At 65.3% G+C, this 19,580-nt stretch carries 19 protein-coding genes and 1 tRNA gene; 14 read left to right on the top strand and 6 right to left on the bottom strand.

What is annotated here, in order from left to right:
• The first annotated feature begins 167 nt into the window (after nucleotides 1-167).
• The 5 genes from K323_RS0106700 (at nucleotide 168) to rplA (ending at nucleotide 2,932) form a co-directional block, all read left to right on the top strand.
• A tRNA-Trp gene (locus tag K323_RS0106700) sits at nucleotides 168-240 on the top strand.
• Nucleotides 241-281: 41 nt separating this feature from the next.
• Complete coding sequence (secE, locus tag K323_RS0106695) at nucleotides 282-560, top strand: preprotein translocase subunit SecE (RefSeq protein ID WP_022884518.1); 279 nt, start codon at nucleotides 282-284, stop codon at nucleotides 558-560.
• A gap of 98 nt (nucleotides 561-658) precedes the next feature.
• A complete protein-coding gene (gene nusG / locus K323_RS0106690) occupies nucleotides 659-1,585 on the top strand; it encodes a transcription termination/antitermination protein NusG (protein ID WP_022884517.1) in 927 nt (308 codons plus the stop codon).
• 121 nt (nucleotides 1,586-1,706) lie between these two features.
• Entirely contained in the window at nucleotides 1,707-2,138 is a 432-nt protein-coding gene (rplK, locus tag K323_RS0106685; protein WP_022884516.1) for a 50S ribosomal protein L11, read from the top strand.
• Between the two features lie 104 nt (nucleotides 2,139-2,242).
• Entirely contained in the window at nucleotides 2,243-2,932 is a 690-nt protein-coding gene (gene rplA / locus K323_RS0106680) for a 50S ribosomal protein L1 (RefSeq protein WP_022884515.1), read from the top strand.
• A 133-nt stretch (nucleotides 2,933-3,065) separates the two neighbouring features.
• On the opposite strand, the gene K323_RS0106675 is transcribed toward rplA, so the two are convergent.
• Nucleotides 3,066-3,443, bottom strand: coding sequence for a VOC family protein (locus K323_RS0106675; protein WP_022884514.1), 378 nt, complete (start codon nucleotides 3,441-3,443; stop codon nucleotides 3,066-3,068).
• A gap of 24 nt (nucleotides 3,444-3,467) precedes the next feature.
• On the bottom strand, nucleotides 3,468-4,835 hold the full coding sequence (locus tag K323_RS0106670; protein ID WP_022884513.1) for an NAD-dependent succinate-semialdehyde dehydrogenase: 1,368 nt from the start codon (nucleotides 4,833-4,835) through the stop codon (nucleotides 3,468-3,470).
• 132 nt (nucleotides 4,836-4,967) lie between these two features.
• Here K323_RS0106670 and K323_RS0106665 point away from each other — a divergent pair, with 132 nt between their 5' ends.
• The 3 genes from K323_RS0106665 to K323_RS0106655 all read left to right on the top strand — a co-directional run bounded on the left by K323_RS0106665 (nucleotide 4,968) and on the right by K323_RS0106655 (nucleotide 8,518).
• Nucleotides 4,968-6,170 carry an acyl-CoA dehydrogenase family protein gene (locus K323_RS0106665; RefSeq protein ID WP_022884512.1) on the top strand — a complete coding sequence of 401 codons (1,203 nt, stop codon included), beginning with the start codon at nucleotides 4,968-4,970 and terminating at the stop codon, nucleotides 6,168-6,170.
• Between the two features lie 59 nt (nucleotides 6,171-6,229).
• A complete protein-coding gene (locus K323_RS0106660; protein ID WP_022884511.1) occupies nucleotides 6,230-6,850 on the top strand; it encodes an ATP synthase beta subunit C-terminal domain-containing protein in 621 nt (206 codons plus the stop codon).
• A 132-nt stretch (nucleotides 6,851-6,982) separates the two neighbouring features.
• Nucleotides 6,983-8,518 (top strand): M20/M25/M40 family metallo-hydrolase, encoded by a 1,536-nt coding sequence (locus K323_RS0106655; RefSeq protein WP_022884510.1) that lies wholly within the window; start codon nucleotides 6,983-6,985, stop codon nucleotides 8,516-8,518.
• 88 nt (nucleotides 8,519-8,606) lie between these two features.
• Here the strand turns inward: K323_RS0106655 and K323_RS0106650 are convergent, their stop codons facing one another.
• Nucleotides 8,607-10,046 (bottom strand): NAD(P)/FAD-dependent oxidoreductase, encoded by a 1,440-nt coding sequence (locus K323_RS0106650; RefSeq protein WP_022884509.1) that lies wholly within the window; start codon nucleotides 10,044-10,046, stop codon nucleotides 8,607-8,609.
• A 444-nt stretch (nucleotides 10,047-10,490) separates the two neighbouring features.
• Here K323_RS0106650 and K323_RS0106645 point away from each other — a divergent pair, with 444 nt between their 5' ends.
• Entirely contained in the window at nucleotides 10,491-11,558 is a 1,068-nt protein-coding gene (locus tag K323_RS0106645) for a DUF5684 domain-containing protein (protein ID WP_022884508.1), read from the top strand.
• Nucleotides 11,555-11,836 carry a hypothetical protein gene (locus K323_RS0106640; protein WP_022884507.1) on the top strand — a complete coding sequence of 94 codons (282 nt, stop codon included), beginning with the start codon at nucleotides 11,555-11,557 and terminating at the stop codon, nucleotides 11,834-11,836. Before K323_RS0106645 ends, K323_RS0106640 begins: the two co-directional genes overlap by 4 nt.
• Here K323_RS0106640 and K323_RS24665 read toward each other — a convergent pair.
• A complete protein-coding gene (locus tag K323_RS24665; RefSeq protein WP_022884506.1) occupies nucleotides 11,791-13,302 on the bottom strand; it encodes a helix-turn-helix domain-containing protein in 1,512 nt (503 codons plus the stop codon). The two genes, K323_RS0106640 and K323_RS24665, sit on opposite strands and share 46 nt — an antisense overlap.
• A gap of 140 nt (nucleotides 13,303-13,442) precedes the next feature.
• On the opposite strand from K323_RS24665, the gene aceA reads away from it, so the two are divergent.
• From aceA to K323_RS0106620, 3 genes are all read left to right on the top strand, one after another.
• Complete coding sequence (gene aceA, locus K323_RS24660; protein ID WP_022884505.1) at nucleotides 13,443-14,828, top strand: isocitrate lyase; 1,386 nt, start codon at nucleotides 13,443-13,445, stop codon at nucleotides 14,826-14,828.
• A 51-nt stretch (nucleotides 14,829-14,879) separates the two neighbouring features.
• A complete protein-coding gene (gene aceB, locus K323_RS0106625; RefSeq protein WP_022884504.1) occupies nucleotides 14,880-16,517 on the top strand; it encodes a malate synthase A in 1,638 nt (545 codons plus the stop codon).
• A gap of 110 nt (nucleotides 16,518-16,627) precedes the next feature.
• On the top strand, nucleotides 16,628-17,170 hold the full coding sequence (locus K323_RS0106620; RefSeq protein WP_022884503.1) for a GNAT family N-acetyltransferase: 543 nt from the start codon (nucleotides 16,628-16,630) through the stop codon (nucleotides 17,168-17,170).
• Between the two features lie 28 nt (nucleotides 17,171-17,198).
• Here the strand turns inward: K323_RS0106620 and K323_RS0106615 are convergent, their stop codons facing one another.
• Entirely contained in the window at nucleotides 17,199-18,191 is a 993-nt protein-coding gene (locus K323_RS0106615; protein ID WP_022884502.1) for an NADP-dependent oxidoreductase, read from the bottom strand.
• A 133-nt stretch (nucleotides 18,192-18,324) separates the two neighbouring features.
• Between K323_RS0106615 and K323_RS0106610 the strand changes: the two genes are divergently transcribed.
• Entirely contained in the window at nucleotides 18,325-18,963 is a 639-nt protein-coding gene (locus tag K323_RS0106610; RefSeq protein ID WP_033372544.1) for a Pr6Pr family membrane protein, read from the top strand.
• Between the two features lie 73 nt (nucleotides 18,964-19,036).
• Here the strand turns inward: K323_RS0106610 and K323_RS0106605 are convergent, their stop codons facing one another.
• Nucleotides 19,037-19,549 (bottom strand): MarR family winged helix-turn-helix transcriptional regulator, encoded by a 513-nt coding sequence (locus K323_RS0106605; protein ID WP_022884500.1) that lies wholly within the window; start codon nucleotides 19,547-19,549, stop codon nucleotides 19,037-19,039.
• Nucleotides 19,550-19,580 lie beyond the last annotated feature (31 nt).

The following is a 19,580-nucleotide window of genomic DNA, read 5'->3' as shown; positions in this document are numbered from 1 at the left end:
CATCCGTCACCGGGTCGGCGGGGCCCCAGCTTTACAGGGTTCGCGGCGTGACCTACACTTGACCGAGGTAGTTGAAATCTGCCAAGCTTCTTTGCGCCTATTTTTGGCTACACCATTGCGGTTGGTACTGGAAATATATGCTGTGGAGCTAGACGATTTCGGCCCATAGGGCGGTGGCTCAATTGGTAGAGCAGCGGTCTCCAAAACCGCAGGTTGCAGGTTCAAGTCCTGTCCGCCCTGCAAGTCGGCGAATTTTCGCCGGCCCATGAAAGGTGTAACAGGTGGCCCGAAAAGTTATCGACGATCAGCCCAGTGAGGAATTCGTCGCGAACGCGCGGAAGGTACGCGAGTCCAAAAGCGGACCCTTCGCCAGGCTGTCCATCTTCTTGAAGCAGGTAGTCGCCGAACTCAAGAAGGTCGTCACGCCGACGCGCAAGGAGCTCTTCACCTACACGGGTGTCGTGCTGGTCTTCGTGATCATCATGATGGCCTTCGTGTACGGACTCGACCAGCTGTTCGCCTTGGCAGTCACCTATGTGTTCGGAACGCCGAGCGGCTGAGTCGCCGGTGGTAGCGCAGCGCCGCTGCATGACATGCACGAATTCGCTGCACGGGTCACGTCCACGTGACCAACGCAACAGAGAAGGATTGAGAAACAGTGTCTGAGACGAATCGAGACGACGTCGACTGGGCCACGGCCGCCGAGCAGTCGTCTGACGACGACGAGGCGCAGGAGGGCAACACCCTCGCTGCGCAGGAAGACTCCGTGGAAGCAGCGGAGCAGGTCGCCCTGCACGTCGAAGACGAGAACATCGGTGTGGAGGACAACCTCGACGCCGCGCTGGACGCGCTGTCCGAATCGACAGACCCTGAGGCTGACGCGGTCGTCGACGACGCACTCGACGTGGACTCCGCCGACGAGGCTGAGGCTGCGGCAGAGGCCGTTGAAGATGAAGAGGTCGCCACAGACCCGTACGAAGAATTCCGCAAGGAACTGCGCTTCCTTCCCGGCAAGTGGTACGTCATCCACTCTTACGCCGGCTTCGAGCGCCGCGTGAAGTCGAACATCGAGAACCGCAAGCAGTCGATGGCGATGGAAGACTTCATCTACCAGGTCGAGGTTCCGATGGAAGATGTCGTCGAGATCAAGAACGGCCAGCGCAAGATGGTCACCCGCGTCCGCATCCCCGGCTACGTGCTCGTGCGCATGGACCTCAACGAAGACAGCTGGTCCGTCGTTCGCCACACGCCGGGCGTCACCGGGTTCGTCGGCAACTCGCACAACCCGACTCCGCTGCGCTTCGAGGAATCCTTCGGAATGCTCAAGGGCCTGGTCGAGATCGCGGATGTCGCACCGGTCAAGGGAACCGCCGGCAAGGGCGGCAAGTCCACCCAGCGCGTCATCCCGGCCGAGGTCGACTTCGAGATCGGCGAGACCATCACGATCAAGGAAGGCTCGTTCGCGGGTCTGCCTGGGTCGATCAGCGAGATCAAGCCCGAGAGCGGCAAGCTCACCGTGCTGGTGTCCCTGTTCGAACGTGAGACCCCGGTCGAGCTCAGCTTCGACCAGGTCACCAAGCTCTAACCCCAGCACCCCCACACCTCAAACCACCGCCCCTCGGAATCGCCGGGGACGCGGGAGAACCACGGATCTCGACACGCACTATCAGCGAGATTCAGGTTCGATCACTGAAAAGGAAAAGAATATGGCACCGAAGAAGAAGGTTACTGGTCTGATCAAGCTTCAGATCAAGGCCGGCGCCGCCAACCCTGCCCCGCCGATTGGTCCGGCGCTCGGTCAGCACGGCGTGAACATCATGGAGTTCTGCAAGGCGTACAACGCGGCGACCGAAGCCCAGCGCGGCAACGTCATTCCCGTTGAGATCACCGTGTACGAAGACCGTTCGTTCACGTTCATCCTGAAGACCCCGCCGGCAGCCGAGCTCATCAAGAAGGCCGCAGGCGTCGCAAAGGGCTCCGGCGTGCCGCACACCGACAAGGTCGGCAAGCTCACGAAGGCACAGGTCCGCGAGATCGCCGAGTCGAAGATGGTCGACCTGAACGCCAACGACCTCGACGCCGCGTCGAAGATCATTGCGGGAACCGCTCGCTCCATGGGCATCACGGTCGAGGCCTAAGCGCCCCAGCCACCGGCATCCGTTTCACGCGGCTGCCGCTTCACAACATTTGTGGGAGAGCCAGCCAGGCTCACAAAACCACACTCTCACTACAGGAGATTCACATGGCACAGAAGTCAAAGGCCTACCGGGCCGCGGCCGACAAGATCAAGGCCGACACCTACTACACCCCCGCTGACGCGGTCACCCTGGCCAGGGAGACCGGCTCGGCGAAGTTCAACTCCACCGTCGAGGTCGCGCTGAAGCTCGGCGTCGACCCGCGCAAGGCAGACCAGATGGTTCGCGGCACCGTGATCCTTCCCCACGGCACCGGCAAGACCGCCCGCGTCATCGTGTTCGCGACGGGCCCGGCGGCCGAGGCTGCCATCGCAGCCGGCGCTGACGAGGTCGGCGGCGACGACCTGATCGAGAAGGTGGCCGGCGGTTACACCGCGTTCGATTCCGCCGTCTCGACCCCGGAGCTCATGGGCAAGGTCGGCCGCCTCGGTAAGGTGCTGGGTCCGCGTGGCCTGATGCCGAACCCGAAGACCGGCACTGTGACGCCAGACGTCGCGAAGGCCGTCTCCGACATCAAGGGTGGAAAGATCGAGTTCCGCGTCGACAAGCACTCCAACGTGCACTTCGTCGTCGGCAAGGCCGGCTTCACGGTTGAGCAGCTGCAGGAGAACATCGCGACAGCGCTCGAAGAGATCGTTCGCCTCAAGCCAAGCTCCTCGAAGGGCCGCTACATCATGAAGGGCGCCGTTTCGACCACGTTCGGTCCCGGCATCCCGCTCGATGTGAACAGCATCTAAGCACACGCAACACCTCGAAGGGGCTCGCCGTCTGGCGGGCCCCTTCGTGCGTCTGTGCATGTGCGCGTTGTTGGGCGTTGTTAGGCATGTGTTCGTGCGGGGTGCCGGGCACCGAAAGCGGACGGCAGGCGCGCTACGGATCGTGCCGCGGCTCGTGGCTGACGAGGCCGACGGTGTTGCCCTCGCTGTCGCGGATGAATGCCATCCATTCGTCGGTTCCGGCCGGGCCGATGCTGTCGTCGACGTGGGTGAATATCACGTGCGGTTCGTCGATGATCTGCACCCCTCGCATCCGCAGGTCTTCGACCGACTGTCGCACGTCACCGACCTGCAGGTATACCAGGGCCGATGGTGCGGCGCGTTCGAGAAGCAGCCGGGACCTGCCGACATTGAAGAACAGGAGCCCAGGCGGATCGAATCGGGCGGCGGGCGGGCCGCCGAGCAGCACCTCGTAGAATGCGGCGGCCCGATCGAGGTCGTCGGCGTGCTGGGCTACCTGCAGGATCTCCATGTCGGCCTCCCGGCCTCGGCCAGGTCAGCCGATGCGGATCATCTTCTTGTTGACGAATTCCTCGGCACCGAAACGGCCGAGCTCCCGGCCGGAACCCGAACGCTTGACGCCGCCGAAGGGCAGTTCGGCGCCATCGGCCCCGACCACATTGATGAAGACCATGCCGGCCTCGATGCGCTCCGCCACCCGCATGGCCTGCTCGGCGTCGGTGGTGAACACGAAGGAGCCGAGGCCGAAGGGGGTGTCGTTGGCCAGTTCAACAGCCTCGCCCTCCGAGGCGACGCGATACACGGTCGCGACCGGGCCGAAGAACTCCTCGTGGTGCGCATCGTTTTCCGGTGTCACGTCGGTCAGCACGGTTGTCGGGAAGAAGGTGCCGTTCGCCTCGGCACCGAGCACCTTCTTGGCACCCTGCGCGATCGCCCGCTCGACCTGGTCGCGAAGTCGATCGGCCGCCGTCGTGGACGACAACGGTCCGAGAACGGTGTCTGGTGAGGTCGGGTCACTGGGGGTCACTTCACCGAGGGCAGCCGTGAACTTCTCGAGGAACGGCTCGTAGAGATCGTCGATCACGATGAAACGCTTGGCGGCGTTGCACGACTGCCCGTTGTTGTCGAGACGGGCCGCCACCGCGGATTCGACGGCGGCATCGAGGTCGTCGGTGGAGAGCAGGATGAACGGGTCTGACCCGCCGAGCTCCAGGACGACCTTCTTCAGGTGACGCCCCGCGATCTCGGCGACGGCGGCGCCTGCCCGCTCCGAGCCGGTGAGCGAGACACCCTGGATGCGGGGATCGGGGATGATCGCGGCGATCTGGTCGTTGGTCGCATAGATGTTGACGTAGGCGCCGTCAGGGAATCCGGCGTCCTGGAAGATCTGCTCGATCGCTGCGGCTGACTCTGGACACTGCGAGGCGTGCTTCAGCAGGATGGTGTTGCCGAGCATGAGGTTCGGACCCGCAAAACGGGCGACCTGATAGTACGGAAAGTTCCACGGCATGATGCCGAGCAGCACGCCGAGCGAACTGCGGCGGATGAGCGCTGAGCCCTCGCCGGCAAGCAGCTCGATGGGCTCGTCCTTGGTGAGGTCGGCCGAGTTGTCGGCGTAATACGCATAGATGTCTGCACTGAAGTCGACTTCGGCGAGGGCCTGCTCGAGGGGCTTTCCCATCTCGCGCACGATGATGTCGGCCAGGTGTTCCCTGCGCTCGAGGTGCAGTTCGCTGACCCGACGGATCAGCGCGGCCCGTTCGGCGACACTCGTCGACCGCGACCAGGTGCGGTGCGCATCGTCGGCGGCCTTCAGCGCAGTCTCGAGTTCGGCATCCGTTATCGTCGGATAGGTCTTGATCGTCTCTCCGGTTGCCGGGTTGACGACTGCGTACTCGCTCATAGGCCTCTTCCTTCTCGGGTGCGCGCCTCAGGGAATCGGCGCCAGTGCGTACTTCCCAAGATATATCAACGGATGCCGGAGCACAGGGCCCTGGGGACGACGGCAAGTATCGCGAGGTTCTAGGGTGAGGCCATGACGGATGAACGACAAGGCGGTGCCTGCGGGCCCACTCCACTGGTCGACGAAGTGTTCGACATCGAAGCTCTGCTCTCAGACGACGAACTGGCATGGCAGCTGAAGGCACGAGAATTCGCAACCAGGCGCATCCTTCCGATCATCGAAGACGACTTCGAGAACAAGCACTTTCGCCAGGAACTGGTCGCAGAACTCGGCGCGGCGGGGTTTCTCGGCATGCACCTGACGGGGTACGGATGCGCCGGTGCGGGCGCTGTCGCCTACGGGCTGGTCTGCCAGGAAATCGAGGCTGCCGACAGCGGCTGGCGCACCTTCGTCTCGGTTCAGGGTTCACTCGCGATGACGGCGATTCACAAATTCGGCTCTGAAGAACAGAGGCAACGGTGGCTTCCAGGCATGGCTGCCGGCGCTCTCATCGGATGTTTCGCGCTGACCGAGCCGACCGGCGGCAGCGACCCGGCCGGCATGTCGACCACGGCAACGCGCGAGGGGCTGAGCGGTGACTGGGTGCTCGATGGCTCGAAGCGCTGGATCGGGATGGCGAGTGTCGCCGATGTCGCAGTTGTGTGGGCACAGACCGACGATGGCGTACGCGGATTCCTGGTGCCGACGAGTACGCCCGGCTTCACGGCGACGCCGATCGACACGAAACTGTCGATGCGCGCGTCGATTCAGTGCGACATCCGTCTCGATGGTGTGCGTCTTCCCGCGGACGCCATGCTCCCGGATGCGCGCGGATTGTCCGGCCCGTTCTCGTGCCTGAACGAGGCGCGGTTCGGGATCGTCTGGGGCGCGATGGGGGCGGCGCGCTCCTGCCTGGACGCGGCGATCGGCCGGGCGAGAACCCGTGAGGTGTTCGGCAAGCCCATCGGGGCGACGCAGCTCATTCAGGCGAAACTCGCCGACATGCTTGTCGAGTACGAGAAGGGCGTGTTGCTGGCCTTGCATCTGGGGCGGCTCAAGCAACGCGGAGCGCTCACGCCGGCCCAGATCAGTGTCGGCAAGCTCAACAGTGTGCGCGAGGCGCTGCGCATCGCGAGCGAGGCACGCTCGATCCTCGGCGGCGACGGTGTCACCAGCGAGTTCCCGGTGATGCGGCACCTGGCGAACCTCGAGTCTGTTCGCACCTACGAGGGCACGGACGAGATTCACCAGCTTGTGCTCGGCCGCGCGCTCACCGGCCTGAGCGCCTTCGCCTGAGGCCCGTTCCCATGAGGGGCCATGTCACCTGCGTGCCCCGGCAGTGGGACACTAGAGGAATGAGCGAGACTCCCACGTCGGCCCTCAAGCAGGATCTGGAGGAGCTTGCCGCGTTCCGTGCTGCACTGCGCCGTTACCTCAAGTTCAGCGAGAGGGCGGTGCGTCGGCATGGGCTGACGCCGCAGCAGTACCAGCTCCTGCTCGCCGTCATGTCCTTCCCCGGGCCCGACTGGGCGACCGTCGGCGAGCTCGCCGAGGAGCTCGATATCCGGCCGAACAGCGTCGACCTCGACCGCCGCGGGATCAGGCCGCCGATCGACGTGCTGCCGTCGCTGTCGCGGCTGATGAACGCGGGGATCGGCGAGGGCCGCACCAGGGCCGACCACCGCGCCCTGGCCGACCAGCTCTACGCCAGCTACGCCCGCGGCCGCGAGGTGCGCCAGCTGATGTCGATCGTGGGGGAGCACGGTCTGCCCGAACCGGACAGGCGCAGCCTCGCGTTCGCCGACGCCTTCGAACGGGAGTTTCTCGGCCAGGGGGACGAGCGGCGTACCCTCGACGCGACCCTCGATCTCGGCTGGCGACTCCTGGAGCCGTTCCCGGACAATGAGCTGCGCCGGCTCAGCTCGGCGCTGATCGCCGAGTACCGCGTCGGAGCGACGGGTTCGGCCGGTTCCTGACCCGGCGGGCAGTTCTGCACCGCGCTCATTGACGTAACGATCCGGTAACGGCACTTTCGGGATGCCGGGACATGGGGCACCCTCGGCAGAGGACGATATGCCCCCGTTCGGGGGTCATTCAAAGGAGAAATCGTGCGAAGAAGAGCGGTAGTACTCACCGGGTTGGTCATCGCGGCCACCCTGGTGCCGGTGACGGCGGCTGTGGCCGTCGACGACGTCAACACCAACAAGCTGCGCAATGCGGTGACGGTGAACGGCATCCTGCAGCATGAACGGGTGTTGCAGCGAATCTCGAATGACAATGGAGGAACGCGGGCGTCTGGCACACCCGGGTTCGAGGCTTCAGCCGACTACGTCAAGGATCAATTGACGGGAGCGGGATACGTGGTCTCGGAGCAGGAGTTCGAGTTTCCGTTCTTCCAGGAGCTGGCGCCGGCAACGCTCGACCAGGTCTCACCGACCGAGACGTCGTACGAGACGGCCACCCTGGAATATTCCGGAAGTGGGGAGGTCACGGGGGCGCTGGTTGCGACGACGAACGTCGTGATCCCAGCGACCGAAGAACCCAGTTCGGCATCCGGATGCGCGGTCGGCGACTTCGTGCCGGCCGACTCGGTTGAACCGCAGGTTGCGCTGATCCAGCGCGGAACATGCACCTTCGCCGAAAAGGTCGCCGCGGCGACCGAGGCGGGCTACGACGCGGCCGTGATGTTCAATGAGGGAAACCCCGGTCGCACTGAACTTCTCACCGGCGTGACGATCGGCGAGCCGGTGGCCATCCCCGTGGTCGGCATCAGCTACGCGGATGGCGTCGCGCTGTACGAGGCGACGCAGGCCGGCCCGGTCAGCGTCGCGGTCAGCACCGATGTCATCACCGAAACCCGCACGACCAGGAACATCATCGCGGATACACCGAAAGGCGACCCTGACAAGGTGATCGTGGTGGGTGCTCACCTGGATTCCGTGCTCGCGGGTGCCGGCATCAATGACAACGGCAGCGGCACCAGTGCAATTCTCGAGACCGCCATCCAGATGTCTCAGAAGCACGTCAAGCCGCGACAGCAGGTGCGGTTCGCCTTCTGGGGCGCAGAGGAATCGGGATTGCTCGGGTCGACGCACTACGTCGACAACCTCACCGACGCCGAACTGTCGACCATCTACGCGAACCTGAACTTCGACATGCTCGGATCGACCAACTACGTGCGATTCGTCTACGACGGTGACGGTTCCGCCGACCCGGATGGTCTCGCCGGCCCTCCCGGATCCGCACAGATCGAGTCGATCTTCGACCAGTATTTCGCCGGGCAGGGTCTCGCGACCGCTCCGACGGCGTTCGACGGTCGCTCTGACTACGGGCCGTTCATCGCCGCCGGCATTCCGGCCGGCGGGCTCTTCAGCGGAGCCGAAGGGATCAAGACGGAGGAGGAGGCGGCCGTGTTCGGCGGCACAGCCGGCGAGCCGTACGATGCGTGCTACCACGCGGCCTGCGACGACATGAGCAACCTGAGCACCGCGGCATTGAACGAGCTCGGTGACGCTACCGCGCACGCGGTGATGACGCTGGCGAAGACGAAGTCCGGGTTCTTCGAAGACGGCAGCAGGATGTCGCTTGCGCCGCAGATCTCGGTCGACGACTTCGACTATCGAGGGAGCCAGCTGCTCCGCTGAGCCTGGTGTGAGGTGCCAGCTTCTGCTAGTTGCGAGCAAGTTTTACTAGCAGAAGTTGGCACCTCACACGCTTGTCAGGAGTCGGTCGTCAGGAGTCGAAGCCGAGGCCGAGCGCGTCGAGGGTCCTCAGCACGAGATTGCGCCTGCCCCGGTTGTGGTCGGCGCGGTCGAGCGACCAGCGGGTGGCCTGGATTCCGATCGACGCGATCGGTTCAGGGGGAAACGGCAACGGATGCTTCCGCACCATTTCCAGGCTGGTCAGCTCGGTACCCAGGTCGGCGAGCTGGTCGAGCATCACATTCGCGGCGAAATGCGTCGCACCGACGCCCAGTCCGGTGAAGCCGGCCGCGTAGCTGATCCGGCCTCCACGAGCTGTTCCGAAGAACGCGCAGAACTGTGTCGAGGTGTCGATTGCGCCGGCCCAGCGGTGGCTGAAGCGCACACCCTCCAGCTGCGGAAACGTGGTGAAGAAGTGGCTCGCCAGCCGTTCATGCGAGGTGGGACGGTCCTCGTACCCGCTCCGCACCCGCCGCCCGTAGTGGTAGACGGCGTCATAACCGCCGAACAAGATGCGGTTGTCGCCGCTCAGCCGGTAGTAGTGGAACTGGTTGGCCAGGTCGCCGAGTCCCTGGCGGTGTTGCCAGCCGATCGACGCGAGTTGGGCATCCGTCAGCGGCTCGGTCATCAGCACGTAGTCGTACACCGGCACGGTCGCGAGCCGGTTGCGCTTCAGGAGCGAGGGGAAGACGTTGGTGGCGAGGGCGGTTTTGGCGGCCTGCACCGTGCCCCTGCTGGTGCGAACCCGCGTGCCCTGCGTCGGCGTGAGGCCGTCGGTGTCGAGCGAACGCACCGGAGTGTGCTCGAAGATCTCGACGCCGAGCTCCGCGGCGACGCGGGCGAGTTCAGCGGCAAGCTTGCCAGGGTGCACCAGCGCGTTGCTGCGCTGATGCCAGACACCGGCGAGGTAGGTCGGCGAATTGACCTCGGCGCGCAGTGCGGCCTCGTCGAGATAGACGGTGTTCTCGTTGGTGCCTGTATTGGTGGGCTCCTCGCGCAGCCACTCGGCCTGGTGCTCCTCGACGGCGAGGTCGATCGAACCGGTGCGCTCGAACTCGCAGTCGAGGCCGAGCTCGGTGACGGCGCGCTCGATCGCGTCGAGGTTCTCGTCGCCCAGTTCTTCGAGGCGGTCGTATTCGGCCGGCCACCGGCGGCGCCCGTTCTCCTCACCGTGGGTGAGGCTCGCTTCGCAAAAGCCTCCGTTGCGACCGGATGCCGCCCAGCCGACGGTGCGCGCCTCAAGCAGCACCACGCGTGCGTCTGGGTCGCGCCGCTTGGCCAGGACAGCCGTCCACAGGCCACAGTAACCGCCGCCGACGACAGCCAGGTCACAGTTGAGATCACTGGTCAACCGTGGGTAACGCCGCGGCGAGATGTCGTCGAGCCAGAACGACGAAAGCCGGCTGCCGCGGAGCGACTCGACGACGACGGATGCCGCTGGCCGGTGTCTCTCGAAGACCGTTGACGCCATCGGGTATCGTCCTCTCTCTGCGGCAGCGACGCGTCTCTACGGCTGAGTCGCGCCGCGTGCGGCTCCATCGCCGTGCACAAATGGTACTGGACGCGCGTGCGAGCCGCGAGGAGATGGGTCCGGGCGGGCCGGGCGCCACGTCCCGGAAGATATACTCCAACCGGGGATTCGTTCCGTGCCCTGGGCCATACACAGCCCGATCTGAAAGAGGGGATTCCAGCGTGGCGAGACATCTGTCGCCGCCGCAGGCCATCGGGGGATACAGTGATGTGCGCCCGCTCGGCACCGGTGGATTCGCTGACGTCTTCCTCTACGAACAGGACATGCCGTGTCGCGTCGCTGCCGTCAAGGTGCTCCTCGCCCCTGCCGTGAACCCCGAGGTTCGTCGCACGTTAGGGCCAGGGCTGCGGTGTTCCCCACCCGTTTCCGAAATGAGGTCGCACCATGAGCCCTCCTTCTGATCCGTCTGCCCTGATCGGTGTTCTGGTCGTGGGGTATGTCGTATTCGCCCTTGTCGGCATTGCCGTCTATGTCTGGACGGCGCTCGCCCTCTCCCGCCTCTTCCCGCGCCTCGGCGGCGAATCGTGGAAGGGGTGGGTGCCGATACTGAACACGGCGGAGATCCTCCGCCTCGGTGGCGTGCCGGCCTGGTCGGTGGTGTTCCTGTTCATTCCCCTCGTGAACCTGTATGGCGTGTACCTCTATATCGTCGCCGCGCACCGCATCAACCTGCAGTTCGGGCGCGGCGCAGGCAGCACAGTTCTGGCGGTGTTGCTGCAGCCGGTCTGGGCATCCCTGCTGGCCTGGGGCAGCGACGCGGCCGACGCACAGCGGGGGCTGTTGGTCAGTGCTCAGCCGGTTGCCGCTCGGCCGATGGCCTCGCAGCCCGTAGTCACTCAGCCACCGCTGGACAACGTCGCGCCCTCTCCCGCATTTGTTCCGGTGCGTATCGGGGCGGTGCCCTGGGGGCCGCCCCCGGCGACCGTCGACGAACCGCACCCGGTGAACACCGTCGCCCCGCGCACGATCGCCCTCAACACCACTGCCCCGCACCCGGCCGGCCACGACCCGAGCGTCTTCGACACCATCATCACGCGGGCTCCCTTCGCCGACTCCGACGCCGCCGACGATATCGACGATATCGAGGCGACGATCGTCGTCGATCGGCGGCCGCGCGTGCGCTGGCGCCTCGTGCTCGAAGACGGCACGGCCTTCGACCTCACCGCAGCGAGTGTGGTGCTCGGGCGTAACCCCGTCGCAGCCAACCCGGCTGAACAACGGCTCGTGGTGCCCGATACCACCCGCACCCTGTCGAAAACGCATGCGCGGCTGGAACTTGCCGACGGCGCATGGCGGGTGACCGACCTGAGTTCCACGAACGGTGTGCTGGTCGTCGACGAGAGTGGCGTCGAGGTGCTTATCGACCCCTGGACCCCCGTCGAGATAGGCGAGAGCTTCGTGCTCGGCGTGGTCGGCATGCACCTGACCTCCACAGAGATTTCGCCGGCGTGAGCAGAGAATTTGCCGGCATAAGCAGAGAATTCGCCGGCACGAGCAGAGACTTCGCCGGCATGAGCGGGATTGTCGTCACCGCGGCATCCGTGACGGATGTCGGCCGTAAGCGCCAGGTCAACGAGGACTCCGTACTCGCCCAGGCGAGTGACCTCGGTCTGCACATCGTGCTCACCCGCCGCGCGGGTGGGGGCGCGCATGGACTCAGTGCCGGCCTGCCTGACTGGCGCGGTCAGCGGGGCGAGTGCGCCTCGAGGAACTGGTACACCTCGGTCTGATCGACGCCGGGGAAGGTGCCGGTCGGCAGCGCGGCGAGCAGGCTCGTCGGTGTGCGGGCAGCCGGCCACGACTGGTCGGCCCAGCGCTCGGCGAGGGCATCAGGTGCCTGGCGGCAACACGACTCGTCTGGGCACCTGGACACCGCTCGATGGGTCGTCTCCCGGCCGCGGAACCACTTCACGTGCGCAAACGGAACCCCGACGCTCACCGAGTAGTCGCCCTCCTTCGCCTTCTCAATGCGCGATGTGCACCAGAACGTCCCTGCCGGGGTGTCGGTGTACTGGTACCAGGGGCTGAACCTGTCCTCGACGTCGAAGACGGTCCTCGCCGTCCAGCTGCGGCAGACGGTGGTGCCCTCAACGGCGCCGAGTGCGTCGCTCGGGAAACGCACCGCGTCGTTCTCGTACGCCTTGATGATGGTGCCGGATTCGTGCACCTTCATGAAGTGCACCGGGATCCCGAGCCGCGCCGTCGCCAAATTCGTGAATCGGTGCGCCGCCGTCTCATACGACACGGCGAAGGCGTCGCGCAGGTCTTCCATCGAGATGCGACGCAGGTTCTTTGCCTCGGTGAGCAGTTTGACGGTGTCTTTCTCCGGCAGCAGGATGGCGGCGGTCAGATAGTTAGTTTCAACCCGTTGGCGTAGAAAATCCGCATAGTTTCCGGGCTCGTCGTGGCCGCAGAGGTGACTCGCGAACGCCTGCAGGATCGGCGACCGCGAATCGCGCGACGCCGATTGCTCCGTCGGCAGGTAGATGCGACCGTTCCGTTTGTCTGTGACAGACCTGGTCGAATGCGGCAGGTCGTTCACATAGTGCAGGGAATAGCCGAGATGGGTGGCCATGTCGGCCACCACCTGGTGCGACACCGGACCGCCCGAATGACCAACGGCACGCAGCAGCCCCAGGGCGAGTTCTTCGAGTTCAGGGAAGTGGTTGTCACGCTCGCGCATCGTGGCACGCAGCTGGGCGTTGGCTCTCCTGGCTTCCTCCGGTGTGGCCGCGCGCTCGCCGTGTAGGCGTTCGATCTCGCCGTGCAGGGCGAGGATCGTCTGCAGCGTGTCGTCGCTCTGCCCTTTGCTGACGCGTATCCGCGGCAGGCCGAGTGCGCTGAACACCGGACCGCGTTGCGCGCGTTCGACCGCGATCTCGAGGGCGGCACGTTCGCTCGGCGCATCCGATTTCAAGAGGTCGTCGACACTCGTGCCGAGTGCCAGCGCGATGGCGCGCAGCATCGACAGTCGGGGTTCTCGCTTGCCGTTCTCGATCATCGACACCTGCGATGGCGCTCGGTCGACGGCGGCGGCGAGGTCTTCGAGGGTCATCGTGCGCTGGCGGCGCAGCTGACGGATGCGACGGCCGAGGGTGAGCGCATCGAGCTCTCCCGCCTCGGCCGATCCCTTGCCGAGGGCATCAGTGAGCGGTGTGGGTGCGGTGAGGGCGATGGTGCGATCTGCGGTGACCATGGTTCATCGTCACACGGGCGAATAGTTCTGGCAAACAGAAGAAGCGTGAAACTTCTGCAGATGAACGTGGGTCACAGCCTGCTCCGTCGACGCAGAGTGGGAACCAGACACCGCACATTCCCGTTCTTCAGGAGGACACCATGACCGAACCGACAGCAGCCAGCGGCTCAGGCAACGGCCCAGCCGAACACCCAGCCGAACGTACGGCCAACCGGCCGGGCGACCAGACGCAGACCGCGGCGGAGCTCGAACTCGAGTGGGCAGCAGACCCGCGTTGGGACGGCATCCGTCGCGACTACACCGCCGAAGACGTCATCGCACTCCGTGGCCCTGTGCGCGAGGAGCGCACCCTCGCCCGGCGCGGGGCCCAGAAGCTCTGGGAGCTGATCAACGAGACCGGCACGGCCGAACACCCAGAGTGGGTCTCGGCGCTCGGCGCCCTCACCGGCAACCAGGCGGTGCAACAGGTTCGCGCAGGCCTGAAGGCGATCTACCTCTCCGGCTGGCAGGTTGCCGCCGACGCGAACCTGTCTGGCCAGACGTACCCCGACCAGTCGTTGTACCCGGCGAACTCCGTGCCGGCGGTGGTGCGCCGCATCAACAACGCGCTGCTCCGCGCTGGGCAAATCGACGCCAGCGAGGGGGTTTTGGCTAGCTCAACGAACGAGCCCCGCGACTGGATGGCCCCCATCGTCGCCGACGCCGAAGCCGGCTTCGGAGGTCCGCTCAACGCCTACGAACTGATGGCATCGATGATCGAAGCCGGGGCCGCCGGTGTGCACTGGGAAGACCAGCTCGCCAGCGAAAAGAAGTGTGGACACATGGGAGGCAAGGTGCTGGTTCCGACCGGCCAGCACATCCGTACCCTCAATGCGGCCAGGCTGGCGGCGGATGTCGCTGGCGTTCCGTCTCTCGTCATCGCCCGCACCGATTCGCTGGCGGCGACGCTCATCACCAGCGACATCGATGAGCGCGATCGGGAGTTTCTCACGGGGGAGCGCACCGCCGAAGGATTCTATGAGGTGCGAAACGGCATCGAGCCGGTGATCGCCAGGGGGCTTGCCTACGCGCCGTACGCGGATCTACTGTGGGTGGAGAGTGCAGAGCCTGATCTCGAACTCGCCAGAGCGTTCGCCGACCGGATCCACCAGGATTTCCCCGGCAAGAAGCTCGCGTACAACTGTTCGCCGTCGTTCAACTGGAAATCCCACCTGAATGACGCACAGATCGCCGCCTTCCAACGCGAGCTCGCGGCTTGTGGCTACTCATTCCAGTTCATCACGCTGGCGGGGTTCCACGCGCTCAACCATTCCATGTTCACGCTGGCGGCTGACTACGCCGAACGCCAGATGAGTGCATACGTCGACCTGCAGGAAGCCGAGTTCGCATCAGAGGGCTCCGGTTACACCGCGACTCGCCACCAGCGGGAGGTCGGCACCGGCTACTTCGACCGGATCTCCACGGCGCTGAACCCCACCAGCGCCACCCTCGCCCTCGCCGGCTCGACCGAGGCCGAACAGTTCTAAAAACACTTTCGAAGGAGAATCATCATGAATACCCCACCACCGACCATGTCCATGGAGCGTCCCGCTGAGGCGGTCGCCACCGGAAGCTTCGCCACGATTGACCCGCACCTCGAAGTTCTCGGGGAGCTCGGGCAGCGTTACGACGAGATCCTGACCCCGGAGGCGCTCGACTTCCTGGCCGAACTGCACGACCGGTTCGCCGGCATCCGTCACGACCTTCTGGCCGCCAGGCTGCAGAAACGGGTCGACGCAGCGAACGGGCGTGACCCGAAGTTTCTGGCCGAGACCGCGCACATTCGTTCCGACCCAAACTGGCGGGTGGCCGGCGCAGGCCCGGGGCTCGAAGACCGTCGGATCGAGATCACCGGACCGACCGATCGCAAGATGGCGATCAACGCGCTGAACTCCGGCGCGAAGGTCTGGCTGGCTGACCAGGAAGATGCCACCAGTCCGACCTGGGCGAACGTGATCGAGGGGCAGCTGACACTCGCCGACGCGGTGCGCGGCCAACTGTCCTTCACCAACGCCGATGGCAGGGAATACCGGGTCACCGGCGATACGCCGACAATCGTCATGCGTCCGCGCGGCTGGCACCTGGTGGAGAAGAACATCACTTTCGTCGATCGTGCGAGCAGGCGGATGTCTGCCTCGGGCAGCCTGATCGATTTCGGCCTGTACTTCTTTCACAACGCTCGTCGCCTCATCGAGCAGGGAAGTGGACCGTACTTCTACCTGCCGAAGATCGAGAGCCACTACGAGGCGCGGCTCTGGAACGATATCTTCAGCTTCGCCGAGGAACGGCTGGGCGTCGCGCACGGCACGATCCGCGCCACAGTGCTGATCGAAACGATCCATGCCGCATTCGAGATGGAAGAAATTCTCTACGAGCTGCGTGATCACTGCGCCGGACTGAATGCCGGCCGCTGGGACTACATCTTCAGCATCATCAAAACCTTCCGCAGTCGGGGGCGTCGATTTGTGCTTCCGGACCGTAAGCAGATCACGATGACGGTGCCGTTCATGCGCGCATACACGGAACTGCTGGTCTCCACCTGCCATCGACGCGGGGCATATGCCATCGGCGGCATGAGTGCGTTCATCCCCAATCGGCGGGACCCCGATGTGACCGAACGAGCGCTCGCTCAGGTCGCGGACGACAAGCGACGTGAGGCGGGTGATGGGTTCGACGGCACCTGGGTCGCCCACCCGGACCTCATCCCCACCGCCCAGGCAGAGTTCGACGCGGTGCTCGGTGGCCGGCCCAATCAGCTGGAGCGCACCAGGGATGACGTCGATGTCACCGCTGCCCAATTGCTCGACGTGACCGGAATCAGCGGTGACATCACGGAGGACGGCGTGCGTGACAACGTGACGATCGCGCTGCGGTACGTCGAGTCGTGGCTGCGGGGGATCGGTGCGGTCGCGATCGACAACCTGATGGAGGATGCCGCGACAGCGGAGATCTCCCGCTCGCAGCTCTGGCAGTGGATCCAGGACAACTCGGTGACCGCCGACGGCAGGCGGATCGACACGGAATGGGTGAGTGGGATCGTCGATGAGGTCTTCGCGGGGCTCGAACGCACGCCGGGGGACCGGTTCGACGACGCGCTCGACGTGCTGCGGGCATCTGCCCTCGAACCGGAGTTCCCGACCTTCTTCACGGTGCGGGCCTACGCGCGGTTCCTCTGAGTCGGGGCTGGCGCCGCCGCAGTGCGAGAGTTCCCGTTCCGGCCCCGAGTGCCCGGCGGAACGGGACCTCGGGGCCGGAAAGGCATCGAACGGCGGAATAGGCTGGCGGGATGACCCTCACGATTCGCGCCGCGGAGCCGACGGACGCCGCGGACCTCGCCGTACTTGCCGCAGCGACCTTCGAACTCGCCTGCCCTCCGGGCACCGCACCGGAGTCGATCAGCACGTTCATCACCGAGAACCTCAGCGAGGCGCACTTCGTGCGCTACCTGGCCGACCCGCATCGCGACATCCGTTTGGCTCATCTTGATGGCGAACCGACCGGATACACGATGCTCGTCTTCGGCGAGCCGGGTGACACGGATGTCGCCGCTGCGATCTCGCTGCGCCCCACGGTTGAGTTGAGTAAGGTCTATGTGCTCGGTCACCACCACGGCGCCGGCATTGCCGCCCCGCTGATGCTGGCAACGCTCGATGCGGCTCGGGCCGTCGGGGTGGCCGGCATGTGGCTCGGCGTCAACCAGCGCAACGCGCGGGCCATTCGCTTCTACGAGAAGAACGGATTCGCCCGCGCCGGCGTGAAATCGTTCATGGTCGGGCCAGAGCTGCATCAGGATTTCGTGATGGAACGGTCACTCGCCGTCGCCTCCTGACGCGTCCTCGACCCGCGTTGCTCGAGAATCAGGAGACGCGCAGCACGATCTTGCCGCGGGTGTGGCCCTCCTCGAGCACGCGGTGCGCTTCGGCGCCGTCTGCGATCTCGAAGATGCGGTCGACATGCACGCGAACGCTGCCGTCTTCGATCAGCGCGGTGATGAGTTGCAGCCGGCGGGCGTCTGGAGCCACCTTGTATGTGGTGCCACGGATGCCGGCTGCCGCGGCTTCGGCCGCCATGGTCGGCCAGCTCCCAGACGGAACGTTCACGAGCAGACCGCCGGGGCGCAGCACACCGAGCGAGCGGCTTCCGGTGTCATCGTGCACATTGCCGATGAGGTCGATGACGGTGTCGAGGCCCGACACGTCGTCTTCGAAGCGCTCGGACGTGTAGTCGATGACCTCGTCCGCTCCGAGTTCGCGCAGGAAGTCGAGATTGCGAGCCGAACCGGTGGCGGTCACGTGGGCGCCGAACACGCGGGCGAACTGCACCGCAAAGTGACCGACGCCGCCGCTGCCGGCGTGGATCAGCATCCGTTGCCCCGGCGCGGCCTTCGCCACGTCGACCACCGCGCCCCAGGCGGTCAGGGCTGCCAGGGGCACGGCGGCTGCTTCGACGTGCGAGAGGTTCGAGGGCTTTCGCGCAACGCTCAGGCTGGAGACCGGCAGGTACTCGGCGTATGTACCTGTTGTGCGGGGGAAGTGCGCCATGCCGTAGACCTCGTCGCCCGGCTGGAGGGGGAAGTCGGCGTATGGCACGCGGGCGACGACGCCACTGAAATCGCCGCCGAGCACCGCGGGCCAGGTGGTGATGGCCGCGGCGACGCCTTTGCCTGCCCGAGTCTTCGCGTCGATCGGGTTGATGCCCGCCGCGTTGACCTTCACGAGGAGCTCGTCGAGAACAGGGATCGGCACGGGCAGGTCGGCCAGGTGCAGCTCGTCTGCGCTGCCGGTGCGATCGATGACGAGTGCGCACATGGTGGTCGGCACGGATGTCGGGTCTGCTGAGGCGTCTGGCATGCCTCCATTCTGTGCCATGTGATTCTGTGCCCTGTGTGGCGTCCGCTTCCCGTCGTGGTTGCGCAGGATCGCTAAGCTGCACTCAGCGCGCAGCCGGCGAGGTCTGGCGCACAACGACAGGGGCGGGCAGCTGATGAGAAGAACCTACGGAGCGGTGCGTTTTGTGGCGGCCGGTGGAATCGCGGTCGCCGTCTTCTCACAACTGGTGTTCAGCCTGAGTTTCGACCAGCCCGATGTCACGCACTTCCTGTGGAACTACTTCAGCTTCTTCACCATCCTCTCGAACTGCCTCGCCATGCTGAGCCTCCTGGTCGCCGGCTGGTACTGCTTCAAGGTGCCGGTCGACCCGCCGTGGCTGAACCTGACCCGCGCCACGATCGCCACGTACATGGTCACGACCGGTGTGGTCTACAACATGTTGCTGCGCGATGTGTCGCTCGACCAGTCGAGCACGCTGGTCTGGTCAAACGAGATTCTGCACGTGTGGGCGCCGCTCTACCTGTTGCTCGACTGGGCCTTCGCGTCTGGGCGCACTCCGCTGCCCTGGAAACGGGTGTGGGTCGTTGTGGTGTTCCCGATCGTCTGGGCCGTGTACACGATGATCCGTGGCGCGTTCGTGGGCTGGTACCCGTATCCGTTCCTCGAGCCGACTCAGCCTGCTGGGTACCGCGGGGTGGTGTTCTACGTCATCCTGATCGCGATCGTGATCCTGGCCGCCGGCTACGGGCTCTTCGCCGTCAGCCGCGCGCGCAAGCTGCAGCCGCCCGCCTGAGTTCGCGCCGACAAACACGTGCCGCGACGGATGCTGCGGTGAGGCCTCGAGGGCTCGGCCCGCGTTTCGGCGGTCAGGTACTGCGCTCGTACTCGTAGAGCAGGGCGCGGAGCAGTTCTTCGAGCTGCGTGCGTTGACCGGCAGTCAGTGTGGAGAGGAGGCGTTCCTCATTGGCCACATGGTCGTGGAGCGCAGCATCGATGGTCTCTCGCCCTCGTTCTGTGAGGGCGACACGAATGGTGCGACGGCTGCTCGGGTCTGTTTCGCGGGTGACGAGATCCTTGGCGACGAGCCTGTCCAGCCGGTTCGTGATCGCGCCAGAGGTCACCATCGCACTGCCCGCAAGTTCGCCGGCAGTGAGACCGCGTCCGTCGACATCCGCTCGCATCAGGGTTGCGAGGAGATCGAACTCTCCGCGCTGGAGACCGTGCTGTGCGAAGAGCTCGATGAGGTCCCGTTCGAAGTGGCGCGTGAGACGTGACAGCCTGCCGAGAATTCCCATTGCACTGACGTCGAGACCCGGACGCACCTGCCCCCACTGCGCGATGATGCGATCGACGCTGTCTGCCGTGCCGCTGTCTGTCATGCCAACCTCTCAACGTTAAACTATTTGACGT

It is taken from the genome of Glaciibacter superstes DSM 21135, from assembly GCF_000421145.1.
Lineage (GTDB): Bacteria > Actinomycetota > Actinomycetes > Actinomycetales > Microbacteriaceae > Cryobacterium > Cryobacterium superstes.
This window is presented reverse-complemented; position numbering and strand designations above follow the sequence as displayed.

Bases quoted from the DNA above. Each gene is read 5' to 3' on its own strand.
- rplK (WP_022884516.1), top strand. From the start codon at position 1,707: ATGGCACCGAAGAAGAAGGTTACTGGTCTGATCAAGCTTCAGATCAAG.
- rplA (WP_022884515.1), top strand. From the start codon at position 2,243: ATGGCACAGAAGTCAAAGGCCTACCGGGCCGCGGCCGACAAGATCAAG.
- K323_RS0106675 (WP_022884514.1), bottom strand. From the start codon at position 3,443: ATGGAGATCCTGCAGGTAGCCCAGCACGCCGACGACCTCGATCGGGCC.
- K323_RS0106670 (WP_022884513.1), bottom strand. From the start codon at position 4,835: ATGAGCGAGTACGCAGTCGTCAACCCGGCAACCGGAGAGACGATCAAG.
- K323_RS0106665 (WP_022884512.1), top strand. From the start codon at position 4,968: ATGACGGATGAACGACAAGGCGGTGCCTGCGGGCCCACTCCACTGGTC.
- K323_RS0106660 (WP_022884511.1), top strand. From the start codon at position 6,230: ATGAGCGAGACTCCCACGTCGGCCCTCAAGCAGGATCTGGAGGAGCTT.
- K323_RS0106650 (WP_022884509.1), bottom strand. From the start codon at position 10,046: ATGGCGTCAACGGTCTTCGAGAGACACCGGCCAGCGGCATCCGTCGTC.
- K323_RS0106645 (WP_022884508.1), top strand. From the start codon at position 10,491: ATGAGCCCTCCTTCTGATCCGTCTGCCCTGATCGGTGTTCTGGTCGTG.
- K323_RS24665 (WP_022884506.1), bottom strand. From the start codon at position 13,302: ATGGTCACCGCAGATCGCACCATCGCCCTCACCGCACCCACACCGCTC.
- aceA (WP_022884505.1), top strand. From the start codon at position 13,443: ATGACCGAACCGACAGCAGCCAGCGGCTCAGGCAACGGCCCAGCCGAA.
- aceB (WP_022884504.1), top strand. From the start codon at position 14,880: ATGGAGCGTCCCGCTGAGGCGGTCGCCACCGGAAGCTTCGCCACGATT.
- K323_RS0106620 (WP_022884503.1), top strand. From the start codon at position 16,628: ATGACCCTCACGATTCGCGCCGCGGAGCCGACGGACGCCGCGGACCTC.
- K323_RS0106615 (WP_022884502.1), bottom strand. From the start codon at position 18,191: ATGCCAGACGCCTCAGCAGACCCGACATCCGTGCCGACCACCATGTGC.
- K323_RS0106610 (WP_033372544.1), top strand. From the start codon at position 18,325: ATGAGAAGAACCTACGGAGCGGTGCGTTTTGTGGCGGCCGGTGGAATC.
- K323_RS0106605 (WP_022884500.1), bottom strand. From the start codon at position 19,549: ATGACAGACAGCGGCACGGCAGACAGCGTCGATCGCATCATCGCGCAG.